This is a genomic window from Thiomicrolovo immobilis (assembly GCF_039645955.1).
GTDB lineage: Bacteria > Campylobacterota > Campylobacteria > Campylobacterales > Sulfurimonadaceae > Thiomicrolovo > Thiomicrolovo diazotrophicus.
On record NZ_CP147916.1, the window covers coordinates 478231 to 490722 of the forward strand.

Consider the following 12492-nt stretch of genomic DNA (forward strand, 5'->3'; position numbering starts at 1 on the left):
GACCCCGCATACGTAAGGATACACCCAATGGAAATCATCGGACAGTTACTGCCCTTTATCTTTTTGATTGCGATCATGTACTTCATCATCATCCGCCCGCAGCAGCAGCAGGCGAAGAAGCACAAAGAGATGGTCGAGAACCTGAAAAAAGGGGACAAGATCGTCACTTCCGGCGGCCTGATCGCCGAAGTCAAGAAAGTGGAAGAGACTTTTTTCACCGTGACACTGGCCGATAACGTGACCGTCAAACTGACCAGGGACGCCGTCGCGCGCAAATACGAGGACGAGGCGTAACCCGCCTGTTCGTATAGGTCCCGGCATTTCTGCCCGGAGACCGCGTTACCGGTGTGTGCCAGAACGGAAGCGCTCCTGGTGTACACACGCGTCCGGTAGCTTTTTGAGAGGATGTAAATGAAACTGAACTTTAGAGTAATCGTCTTCGCCGCAGCGATCCTTTTCGGGGTGGTCTTCTCCATCCCGTCGCTGCTGCAGACGGATAAAGGTACGAAGATCACCCTCGGGCTCGACCTGCAGGGCGGTCTGCATATGCTGCTCGGCGTCAAGACCGAAGAGGCGGTAAGCTCCCGCCTCAAGGCGATCGCTTCGGGGATCAACCACTTCAGCGAGCGCGAAGAGGTGCTGATCGACGGCCTCACCGCCGACGACGAATCGGTCCGTTTCACGCTGCTCGACAGCGACGACGCGCCGGCGATGGACAAGATGCTCGCCGGGATCGAGGGGGGCAAAGTCGTCCACGACGGCGAGAACTATCACGTCTCCCTGACGCCCGAAGCGGTGCTGAAAACCCAGAAGCAGGCGGTCGACCAGGCGATCGAGACGATCCGCAACCGCCTCGACCAGTTCGGTCTTGCCGAGCCGACGGTTGCGCGCCAGGGCGTCGACAACATCCTCGTCGAACTGCCGGGGATCAAGAGTGCCGAAGAGGAGCAGCGTGCACGCGAGCTGATCTCCCGCGCCGCGAAGCTCGAGCTGATGGCCGTGGATGAAGAGCGCAAGATGCGCGCTTACACGATGACGCCTGCGGAGGCGGCGCGCTTCGGCGACGTTGTCCTCCCCGATGCGGAAAAGGCGGGCGGCAAGTACCTTGTCCGCGAGATCCCGATTCTCGACGGCTCCATGCTCACAGACGCCCAGGTGGCGTTCAACCAGAACAACCAGCCCGTCATCAACTTCTCGCTCAACTCCGAAGGCGCGCAGATCTTCGGCGACTTCACCGGTAAGAACGTCGGCAACCACCTGGCCATCGTCCTCGACGGCCAGGTCTACTCCGCCCCGGTCATCAACGAGCGTATCGGCGGCGGCCACGGCCAGATCAGCGGGAACTATACGGTCGAGCAGGCGCAGGACCTCGCGATCGCGCTGCGCTCCGGCGCGCTGCTGGCCCCGATTTTCATGCTGGAGAAACGCTCCGTCGGCCCGAGCCTCGGTGCCGACAGCATCCAGGCGAGCCTGATCGCGCTGATCGGCGGTTTCGTCCTCGTCTTCGTCTTCATGATCGTCTATTACAAGATGGCGGGGATCGTCGCGAACATCGCATTGGTAGCGAACCTCTTCCTCATCATCGCGGTGATGGCGATGTTCGGCGCGACGCTGACCCTGCCGGGGATGGCGGGGATCGTCCTGACCGTCGGTATGGCGGTGGACGCCAACGTCATCATCTCCGAACGGATCCGCGAGCTGCTCTACCAGGGCGTCTCCATCCACAAGGCGATCGAAGAGGGGTACGCCAACGCGATGCGCGCCATCCTCGACGCGAACATCACGACCCTGATTGCGGCCATCGTCCTCTACGTCTACGGGACGGGGGCCATCAAGGGCTTCGCGATCACGATCAGCATCGGTATCCTCGCCTCCATGCTGACGGCGATCCTCGGCACCCACGGCATCTACGAAATGCTTGAAACGCGCATTGCCAAGAGCAAGAACGTCAGCCTCTGGTTCGGCGTCAGTAAAAAGAAGGCGGCTGCATAATGGAATTTTTCAGACAGACGAAAACCATCAACTTTATGGGCAAGTCGAAGATCGCCATCGCGATCTCCATCGTACTGGTCCTTGTCTCCTGGGGGATTTTGGCCGCCAAGGGGCTCAACTACGGCATCGACTTCGCCGGCGGTACGATCGTCCAGGTGAAATACGAAGGGGCCGCGCCGATTGACACGGTCCGCGACACGCTGGCCACCAACCCGCTCTACGAGGGGGCGCAGATTACCGAGTTCGGTTCGCCCGAAGAGATCATCATCCGCCTCAAAACCTCCAGCAAAGACGTCCAGTCCGATATGGGCGACGTCACCCGCGAAGCCCTCAAGGGCACGGGCAGCTTCGAAGTCCGCCGGGTCGACATCGTCGGGCCGAAAGTCGGGGGCGAACTGCGCGAAAAGGGCGTCATGGCGATGCTGCTGGCGATCCTGGGGATTCTGATCTATGTCGCGGTACGGTTCGAGTGGCGCTTTGCCGTCGCCTCCATCGCGGCCCTGATCCACGACGTCTCCATCGCATTGGGGGCGATCTCGCTCTTCGCGATCGACGTCAACCTCGACGTCCTGGCGGCGCTGCTGACCCTGCTGGGCTACTCGCTCAACGACACGATCATCGTCTTCGACCGCATCCGCGAAGGGGTGACGGCATCCAAGAGCATCGAGCTCGCCGACGTCATCAACGAGTCGGTCACGAAGACCCTGTCGCGTACGACGCTGACGTCATTGACGACCTTCTTCGTCGTCCTGACGCTCTTCATGTTCGGCGGGGAGATCATCCACGCCTTCGCCTTTACGCTGCTGGTGGGCATCATCGTGGGGACCTACTCCTCCATCTTTGTCGCCTCGCCGATTCTCATGTGGTTCGGCTTCAATGTCGCCAACTACCGTACGAAACTGGCCGATGCGGCCAAGCGCCGCGCCGAAAAAGAGAAGATGCGCGCCATGTACGAACAAGGGACCGTTTAATTAGGAACGGCATCCGGAACAAAGTCCCGTATGCCTACGCTTGGCGCTATGCCACTAAAGCACAAAAATGCTTTCGGCATTTTCGTAGACCAGGGTTAATGGTAAAATTAGCCCAAAAAGGAGCTATCTATGGATTGGGGTAAAGTAATCTACGTCTTTTTTACGTTGATGAGTCTGACGTCGACGGCGGGCTTCCTCTATGAGCACGGGCCCGTCTCCCTCTTCGTCGCGGCGAGCCTGAACCTCGTGTCGACGATCCTCAAGATCGGGGTGCGCAACCTGCTTTCGGCCGAACTGCTCGCCAGTTCGCTCGTGGCGGACCTGCACCTGATCCCGGCGTTCATCTACCTTGTCGTCGTCGGCAACATGGACATCGCGGTCGCCCTGACCATCGGCGCCCTGATTGCCAACGTCTTCTCCATGGGCCTGGTCTATATCGAAAGCTCCAAAACAAGAGAAGAGTACTAACAGTAGGCGCCGCGGCGCCGATTTCCGAAATACAGTGAGGCGGATCGCACCGCTTCGAGGAGTTACCTTGCAATACAACCCGTCCGATATCGAAACCAAGTGGCAGGCGTTCTGGGACGCAGAGCGCAGTTTTGAACCCTCTGATGATCTTACGAAACCCAAAAAGTATGTCCTCAGCATGTTCCCCTACCCGTCGGGGCGCATCCACATGGGGCACGTGCGTAACTACACCATCGGCGACGCTTTCGCGCGCTACTACCGCCAGCAGGGCCTGAACGTCCTGCACCCCATCGGATGGGACAGTTTCGGGATGCCGGCGGAGAACGCGGCGATCAAGCACGGGGTACACCCGAAGAAGTGGACCTACGAGAACATCGACTACATGCGCAAAGAGCTCGCCACCCTGGGGCTCTCCTTCTCCAAGGAGCGCGAGTTCGCCACTTCCGACCCGCTCTATACGAAATTCGAGCAGGGCTTCATCATCGACCTCTTCGAAAAGGGGCTGCTCTACCGCAAGAAGGCCTTCCTCAACTGGTGTCCGCACGACCTCACCGTTTTGGCCAACGAGCAGGTCGTCGACGGCTGCTGCTGGCGCTGTGACACCCCGATCGTCAAAAAAGAGATGCACCAGTACTACCTCCGCATCACCGACTACGCCGACGAGCTGATCGACGACCTCGAACAGCTGGAGAAGGGGTGGCCGAAGCAGGTCCTCTCCATGCAGGAGAACTGGATCGGCCGCAGCAGCGGGCTCGAGTTTACCCTGCACCTCGAAGAGCACTCCAAGAAGCGCCTGCGTGACGCGTTCGAGGGCTTCGAGGTCTATACGACCCGCCCCGATACGATCTACGGCGTCAGCTATACGGCCCTGGCGCCGGAGCACGAACTGGTCACCTACATGATCGACAACGGCCTGCTCTCCACGGAGACGGCCGCCGAGATCAACGCGATGAAGAACAGCAGCTCCATCGACCGCCAGAAAGAGAAGCACGGCGTCGCCCTCGGCATCAATGTCATGCACCCGCTCACGGGCAAACCGGTGCCGGTCTGGGTCGCGAACTTCGTCCTGATGGATTACGGTTCCGGCGCCGTCATGGCCGTCCCGGCCCACGACGAGCGCGACTACGACTTCGCGACGAAGTACGACCTGCCGATCATCCCGGTCATCGCCCACCCTGAGGCGGGCGTCGTCGAAGGCAAGGCGATGACGGAACCGGGCATGCTCTTCAACTCCGGCGCATTCAGCGAGATGATGAGCGACGCGGCGAAAGAGGCGATTATCGCCCACTTCGAAAACGAGGGCATCGGCAAGCGGGTGACGAACTACCGCCTCAAAGACTGGGGCATCAGCCGCCAGCGCTACTGGGGTGCCCCGATCCCGCTCATTCACTGCCCGACCTGCGGGATCGTCCCGGAGAAAAAAGAGAACCTGCCGGTCGAACTCCCCGACGACGTCGAGATCACCGGCGAGGGGAACCCGCTGGAGCACCACCCTACATGGAAGCAGTGCAGCTGTCCCAAGTGCGGCGGCGCGGCCGAGCGCGAAACGGACACGATGGACACCTTCATCCAGTCGTCGTGGTACTTCCTGCGCTACACGGCGGGACGCGCTACCTGGGAAAAAGAGGCCTTCGACAAGGAGGAGCTCGCCTACTGGATGAACGTCGACCACTACATCGGCGGGATCGAGCACGCCATCCTGCACCTGCTCTACAGCCGCTTCTTCACCAAGGCGCTGCGCGACCTCGGCTACGTCGACGTCAAGGAGCCCTTTGAGCGGCTGCTCACCCAGGGGATGGTCCTCAAAGACGGCGCGAAGATGAGCAAGTCCAAGGGCAACACCGTTGACCCGGACGCCCTCATCGAGAAGTACGGTGCCGACACGGCCCGCCTCTTCATCCTCTTCGCCGCCCCGCCGACCCAGGAGCTGGAGTGGAACGACAGCGCCGTCGAGGGGGCCTACCGCTTCCTGCGCCGTTTCTATGACCGCAGCGAAAAAGCGGCCGCAACGGACACCCTGCCCGAGATCGACCACGCCGCCCTCTCCAAAGAGGAGAAAGCGGCGCGGAAGAAGGTGTACGAAGCGCTGGCCCGCGCCAACGACGTCTTCGGCGAACGCTATACTTTCAACACGATGATCGCCGGGGTCATGGAGGCGATGAACGCCCTCAATGACCAGGAGAACGAAGCGGTATGGACGGAAGCGTACTGGGTCCTCACCTCCCTGATGGAGCCCATCGTCCCGCATGTCTGCTGGGAGATCAGCGACCGCCTCTTCGGCCGCAAGAACCTCGGCTCACAGGTTGTCAAAGAGGAGGTCTTCGCCCTCGATACGATCACTCTGGGCGTCTCCGTCAACGGCAAGAACCGCGGCCAGATCGACGTGGCGCCGGATGCGTCCAAAGAGGCGATGATCGAAGCCGCCAAGGCGATCATCCCGCAGTGGCTCGAGGGCAAGACGGTCGTCAAAGAGATCGTCGTGCCGAACAAGCTCGTCAACATCGTCGTCAAGTAAGGAAGAGATATGGGTGGATTGCAGCGGATTGGTTCGGTACTGATCGCCGCGGCGCTGCTCTCTGGCTGCGGTTACCGGCCGACGAGCCGGGCCGTCAAGCCGGTGCTGCAGGAGAGCGTGAGCACGAAGATCGTCATCTCCATGCAGGACCCGGACAACACCGTCTACATCAAAGACGCCCTCGACGAGGCCGTCGTCAACCGCTTCCGCACCCGCCTGACCGACGAGGCGCACGCCAGCACCCACCTGACCATCTCCCTGCGCAAGGTCGTGTTCAATCCGGTGCAGTACGACACCAACGGCTACATCGTCGCCTACCGCGCCATCGTCACCCTCGATATCGACCGGGAGAGCGGGGAGCAGACACGCCGCTACAACGCGCGGGGAAGCTACCTCTTTACCATCGAACCCAACGCCATTATCTCCGACCTTGTCCGTTTCGAAGCGATCAAGTACGGTTCGGAGAAGGCGCTCGACAGCTTTGTCGCCCAGGTCGCGGGCGAAGGGGCCTCTGCTGAAGTACGCTGAGTTTCTCGACGCAAAACCGCTCTACTACGACAAGATCGACCTGGAGCGGATGCCGCGGGCCTGGGAACAGGTAAAGTCCCGAGTCACACTGCCCAAGATCATCCACCTCGTCGGCACCAACGGCAAGGGGACGACGGGGCGCTTCATCGCCTCGGCGCTTCTGCATGCCGGTTACAGCGTCGGCCACTACACCTCTCCCCATATCCTGCGCTTTAACGAACGCCTCTGGCTGAACGGCAGCGATGCCGTTGATGCGCAGCTGCAAAGCGCCTTTGAAAAGGTGATGGGGTGGCTGGACCCGGAGACGGCCGACGCGCTCAGCTACTTCGAGTTCACGACCCTGATGGCCGCGGCGCTCTATGAGCCCTGCGACTACGTCGTCATGGAAGCGGGCCTGGGCGGCGAGTTCGACGCGACGGCCGTGTTTCCCAAAACGCTCACTCTTGTCACCCCCATCGACCTCGACCACCAGGCCTTCCTGGGCGACACCATCGCATCAATCGCCGCGACGAAACTGCGGGCGATGGGTCCCACGGTGGTCATGGGCCTGCAGCCCCACGAGGAGGTCTACGCCATCGCCTCGGAGATCGCCGCGGAGCGGGGCGCGACCCTGCTGCGCTGTGAACGGCTGTTAGAGCAAGATGCTATAATGGCGCTTCAAAAGAGGGCGGAAGCGCTGGCACTGCCGGAGTACCTCCGCGACAACCTCACACTCGCCGCGAGCGCGCTGCAGGTGCTCGGCGTCCCCTTCGACGCAGAGAGCTTCAGCGCGCCGCTTTTCGGCCGCCTCTCGCGGATCGCCCCGAACGTTCTGCTCGACGTGGGCCACAACGTCCTTGCCGCCCGGGCCATCGCACGGGAGCTGGGGGCGCAGAAGGTCGTCCTCGTCTACAACAGCTACGGCGACAAGGAGTACGCCGCCATCCTCGCCGCGCTCCGCGACAACATCGAGTGCGTCGAGCTGATTGAGGTGCAAAGCGAGCGGGCCGCCGCCCGCGATGCGCTCATCGGGGCGCTCGAAGCGCAGGATATCCCCTACGGCACATTCGAAGGGGTGCAGGCACAGAAAATGTACCTGGTCTTCGGCTCGTTCAGCGTGGCGGAGGCCTTTATAAAAATGACGGGATTGAAATGAACCATACAGTGACGGCGACCCTGGGAACTGCGCCGAAAACCCTCCGTAACGATACGGCACGCTGAGTATGCAGGCCAAGCTCTACGCCTACCTGAAAAAGGGTGGCCTCCCCGACGTCCTTATCTGCGAAGACGCCGCCGAAGCGCAGCAGCTCCGCGACCTCTGCCGCTTCAAGGAGATCGACGCGGTCGTCCTCCCCGACTTCCGCGCGACCTGGCTTGACGACCTCCGCCCCTTCAGCGAAGAGCTGAGCCAGATGGCCGAGGCGCTGCGGCACTACTACGAGGCAGATAGCAAGCCCCTCGTCATCGCCCCCTTCAAGAGCCTCCTTTTCCCGCTGCCCAAAACGAACCTCCTGCGCACGAAGCAGATCGCCTTCGGCGACCGCCTCGACCTCGCAGCCCTCAAAACGGAACTGCTGCACTGGGGCTACAGCTTCGTCGACCTGGTGGAGATGGAGGGGGAGGTCTCCTTCCGCGGCGACATCATCGACGTCTTCGCCCCCGGCACGGAGAGCCCCTACCGCATCTCCCTCTTCGACGACGAGATCGAGCAGATCAAGGCCTTCGAGGTGGAGACCCAGCGCACCGTCGGCGAGGAGCTCGAGGGATTCGAACTGCACAGCGCCCCCTACGCCTTCGACGAAGCGGGCTATGAGCGCATCGTCGCGGCGGTAGAAGCCTCAACGAGCGACAGCTTCGTCAAGGACCTCGACTCCCTGGGCTTCTGGTACCTCGGTGACGACGCGGAGAACTTCCTCGAGGGCAAAAAGGTCGCCTCAGTCAAACGCCTCGACGCGATGATCGGCGAAGCCTATACCCTGAACACGCCGCAGCTGCCGCAGGAAGGCTTCGCGTCCGTCGCGGTCCTCCCCGAAGACGACCGGGTCAAAGCCCTCGCGGTCACCGACGTCAAAACCCTGCTGGAGGTCCACCCGAACAAGAAAGTGACAGTAATTGCCAGCAGCGATGCGCAGCTGAAGCAGGCGGGTATCTTCGACACGAAGGGGATGACGGTCAAACGCTCCGGCGAGATCGTCAACCTCATTACCGACACTGAGCTCATCATCTCCCTGAACAAACCGGTGCGCAAAAAGCGCCGCCGCAAGAGCAGCCTGCTCCTCGACGACCTCAAGCCCGGCGACTACGTCGTCCACGAGGAGCACGGGGTCGGGATCTTCGAGGCGATCGAGCAGGCGGAGATTTTGGGAAGCGTGCGCGACTTCATCGCCATCAGGTACCAGGGCGACGAGCGGGTCCTGCTGCCGGTGGAGAACCTCGACGCCATCGACCGCTACATCGCGGGGGCCGGGGCGCCGCCGGTGCTGGACCGCCTGGGCAAGGGGAGCTTCGGCCGTCTCAAGGAGAAGGTCAAGAAGCGCCTCTTCGAGATCGCCTCGGAGATCGTCAACACCGCCGCCCAGCGCGCGCTCATCAGCGCCCCCGTCATCGAGACCGATGCCAAGGAGCTGGCGGCGTTCCAGTCCCGCGCGGGCTTTGAGTACACGGAGGACCAGGCGCGCTCCATCGCCGAGATCATCGCGGAGATCGGCAGCGGCCACGTGATGGACCGGCTCCTCAGCGGGGACGTCGGCTTCGGCAAGACCGAGGTGGCAATGAACGCGATGTTCGCCGCGGCCTCCGCGGGCTACCAGTCGGCCGTCATCGTCCCGACGACCCTGCTCAGCTCCCAGCACTTCGCCTCGCTCAAGGCCCGCTTCGCCGAGTATGATTTCCACATCGCCAAGATCGACCGCTTCGTCACCCCCAAGGTGAAAAAAGCCGTCGAGGCGGGGTTGGCAGAAGGGAGCATCGATATGGTCGTCGGGACCCACGCGCTCTTCGGGACGAAGTTCGCAAAATTGGGCATCGTCGTCATCGACGAAGAGCACAAGTTCGGGGTAAAACAGAAAGAGAAGCTCAAAACCCTCTACGAGAAGACGCACCTGCTCACCATGAGCGCCACGCCTATCCCTCGCAGCCTCAACCAGGCGCTCTCTTCCATCAAGACCCTCAGCACCCTCATGACCCCGCCGGGCGAACGGCAGGGGGTGCGCACCTTCGTCAAGGCCTACGACGAGAAGCTTGTTAAAGAGGTTATTTTGCGCGAACTTCGCCGGGGCGGCCAGGTCTTTTACGTCTACAACTCCATCGACCATATGCCGATCAAGCTGGGCGAGCTCAAGGCGATCCTCCCCGACCTCCGTATCTTGATGCTCCACTCGCAGGTCGGCGCCGTCGAGACGGAAAAGGAGCTGCTGAAGTTCCAGGCCGGTGAGTACGACCTCATGCTGGCGACCTCCATCATCGAGTCGGGCATCCACATGCCGCGGGTCAACACGATGATCATCGACGGGGCCGACCGCTTCGGCATCGCCGACCTGCACCAGCTCCGCGGCCGCGTCGGCCGGGGCCATACGGAGGGGTTCGCCTACTTCATCGTCGAGGACAAGGAGCTCATTACCGAGGAGGCGAAGAAGCGCCTCGTCGCCCTGGAGTCGAACTCCTTCCTCGGCAGCGGCTCCGTACTGGCTTACCATGACCTGGAGATCAGGGGCGGGGGGAACCTCGTCGGCGACGCGCAGAGCGGGCATATCAAGAACATCGGCTACAGCCTCTACCTGCGGATGCTCGAGGACGCCATCAAGGAGCTGAGCAACAAGAAAGAGACGCCCAAGGCGAAGGTGGACCTCAAGCTCGCCGTCAGCGCCTACATCAGCGACGAGCTCGTCGCCGAGGACCGCCTGCGCCTGGAGCTCTACCGCCGCCTCAGCCTCTGCGAGAACCCGACGGAGGTCTACGAGATCGAGGAGGAGGTCACGGAGCGCTTCGGACGCCCGGACGGCCCGACGAAGCAGTTCTTCGAGCTGATGGTCATCAAGCTGATGGGGCTGGAGAAGCACATCAAGATGCTCAGCTCCTACGGCCAGAACATCACGGTGGAGTACCTGAGCGGCGCCAAAGAGTTTGTCACCGCCGACAGCAAAGACGACGACGATATCATCAAGGCGGTCCTGCACTACCTGCGCACGGCGAAGCCGAAAGTCCTGTAGCGTCGTTTGCGTGTCTGATGGCAGCGGTGCCATGATGCGGGGAAAATAGGGGCTGAAGGGAAAACGGAGAGCGGCAGAACGCCGGGGCCCCGGCGGCTGCGGGAGAAGCGGCAGGCTAGGCGAACTTGAGCGCACACGCCTCTTCGTAGCTTTTGGGCGCCGCGCGAAGGGTACTGCCCTTGAGCTCGTCGTAGATGGTGTCGAGTTTCTCCTCGGAGCCCATGCGTTTGAGCTCTTTTTTGTCCAGGTCGGCGGATTCGACAAGCTCGTTCCATACGGAGCTCTCGTCCAGCGAAAAGGCGTGGATACTGATGCCTTCGTAGTCGAAGACGGCATCGCTGGCGATGTCGCTGAAGAAGAACGTTGTCAGGGTTTCGGGGGTGAAGAGGCTTTTGTAGCGTTCGAAGGCCGCTTCGAAGTCGTCGAAACTTGCCAGCTCTCCGGCGAAAAAGAGCATCTTCTCGTCGTCGGAGACTGCGATGGCCTGTTTGAGCATGGTCTGGGGCTTCGCCTTGCCCTCGGTGACGACGAGCGCCCCGCGGTAGCCGTAACGGCCCGGTACGCCCAGCGCGCCTTTAAATGACGGCTGCCATTCAAGTTTGTTTTCATAGATGTAATCGATCGGTGTTCCCATGGGAGTTCCTATGTGTGAACCCATCGTAAAAAAGTCATGAATGAACGAAATATTATCTCTGCTTCCGCGTTCTGAAATCTTTGCAATGCAATTCGAGATGTGCTTCGTTCAAGTTGTGTGCGAGCACCGGAATAAGAGATAGCTGCCGTTACGCTTGTAAGAAGAACAAACCCAATGCATATACCATGCTACGGCAGGAGCAGCACGGCGGAGCCGAAAGCCGAAACGGCTTCGCGCAGGCCTATTCGTATACCCCCGCCCCGACGATGAGAGGTTCGCCCTCTACCACGACCTTTTTGACATAGGTGATTTTCTGGACAGGGATCTGCGGGGCCTGCGGGCGGGGCCAGTAGTAGGAGACCCACCCCTCTCCTTTGAGCATCGCCAGGTCGATGTACTCCCGGGCGACGGCCTTCTCCTTGATGTCCGTGATCGTCAGGACGTTGCGCCCCTCGATGCCGGGAAAGGCCGGGTTGACCAGTTCGACGCCGGAGGCGGAGGTGACGAAGACGTAGGTGTCGTGGAAATAGAAGCGGCTCTTCTTGTCGCGCAGGGTTTTAAAGGCGGCCTTTCCCTCCTTTTGCAGCAGGGCGACGGCGGCGTTGACTTCATCGACGAGGAACGCCTTTTCCATCACGCTTTTGTAGTTGCCGCTGCCGACGAGGTAGACCCTGCCCGAGGGGGCGGTGCTGCGCATGACGTAGGTGGATTTCCAGACGGGCGCCGTTTCTCCCGGGCGGTTCCACTGGTAGTGGACCCACCCTCTGCCCGCTTTGCTCTCGGCCGCATCGACGATCATCCGCCCGATCGGTTTGCCCCCGATGTCCTCGAGCCCGATGAGGTTCCGCTTCTCATGCACAAGATCAGGCGGATAGACGTAGCGGTTCCCCTTGAGGTCCCAGACGAAGACGTACCTGTCGCCCCGGAACCACTTCCCGCCTTTTTGTCTGAAAGCGGGGAAGACGGCTTCGCCCTCCTTGGCGACCGCGTCGGCCGCCGCCTGGACAAAGGCGACGAGGTCGCAGGTCTCCTTGTGCTCATACGCCACCGGCTCCGCGGCGGCAAGGTTCACCGCCGTCCAGATGAAAAGCAGCAGTGCCGCGCTTCTGATCCCCCGTAGAACTTTCATGGTATCTGCCTCCGTGTTGAGGTGTGCAGCTTTTATCGTATGGCAATCCCGCTAAAAGGTATCTAAAG

General features: G+C 61.4%; 10 protein-coding genes. 8 read left to right on the forward strand and 2 right to left on the reverse strand.

What is annotated here, in order from left to right; all coding sequences use genetic code 11:
* Positions 1-27: 27 nt before the first annotated feature.
* The 8 genes from yajC to WCX72_RS02500 all read left to right on the forward strand — a co-directional run bounded on the left by yajC (position 28) and on the right by WCX72_RS02500 (position 10661).
* A complete protein-coding gene (gene yajC, locus WCX72_RS02465; protein WP_345970695.1) occupies positions 28-294 on the forward strand; it encodes a preprotein translocase subunit YajC in 267 nt (88 codons plus the stop codon).
* A 117-nt stretch (positions 295-411) separates the two neighbouring features.
* On the forward strand, positions 412-1992 hold the full coding sequence (gene secD, locus WCX72_RS02470; protein ID WP_345970696.1) for a protein translocase subunit SecD: 1581 nt from the start codon (positions 412-414) through the stop codon (positions 1990-1992).
* A complete protein-coding gene (secF, locus tag WCX72_RS02475; RefSeq protein WP_345970697.1) occupies positions 1992-2963 on the forward strand; it encodes a protein translocase subunit SecF in 972 nt (323 codons plus the stop codon). The genes secD and secF overlap by 1 nt, the downstream gene beginning before the upstream one ends.
* 129 nt (positions 2964-3092) lie before the next feature.
* Positions 3093-3431 (forward strand): DUF6394 family protein, encoded by a 339-nt coding sequence (locus WCX72_RS02480; RefSeq protein WP_231020248.1) that lies wholly within the window; start codon positions 3093-3095, stop codon positions 3429-3431.
* Between the two features lie 67 nt (positions 3432-3498).
* Positions 3499-5946 (forward strand): leucine--tRNA ligase, encoded by a 2448-nt coding sequence (leuS, locus tag WCX72_RS02485; protein WP_345970698.1) that lies wholly within the window; start codon positions 3499-3501, stop codon positions 5944-5946.
* Between the two features lie 9 nt (positions 5947-5955).
* Entirely contained in the window at positions 5956-6474 is a 519-nt protein-coding gene (locus tag WCX72_RS02490) for a hypothetical protein (protein WP_345970699.1), read from the forward strand.
* Entirely contained in the window at positions 6428-7609 is a 1182-nt protein-coding gene (locus WCX72_RS02495; protein ID WP_345970700.1) for a bifunctional folylpolyglutamate synthase/dihydrofolate synthase, read from the forward strand. Before WCX72_RS02490 ends, WCX72_RS02495 begins: the two co-directional genes overlap by 47 nt.
* A gap of 67 nt (positions 7610-7676) precedes the next feature.
* Positions 7677-10661, forward strand: coding sequence for a DEAD/DEAH box helicase (locus WCX72_RS02500; RefSeq protein WP_345970701.1), 2985 nt, complete (start codon positions 7677-7679; stop codon positions 10659-10661).
* A 115-nt stretch (positions 10662-10776) separates the two neighbouring features.
* Here the strand turns inward: WCX72_RS02500 and WCX72_RS02505 are convergent, their stop codons facing one another.
* On the reverse strand, positions 10777-11295 hold the full coding sequence (locus WCX72_RS02505) for a hypothetical protein (RefSeq protein WP_345970702.1): 519 nt from the start codon (positions 11293-11295) through the stop codon (positions 10777-10779).
* A 241-nt stretch (positions 11296-11536) separates the two neighbouring features.
* On the reverse strand, positions 11537-12424 hold the full coding sequence (locus tag WCX72_RS02510; RefSeq protein ID WP_345970703.1) for a cache domain-containing protein: 888 nt from the start codon (positions 12422-12424) through the stop codon (positions 11537-11539).
* Positions 12425-12492: the final 68 nt, after the last annotated feature.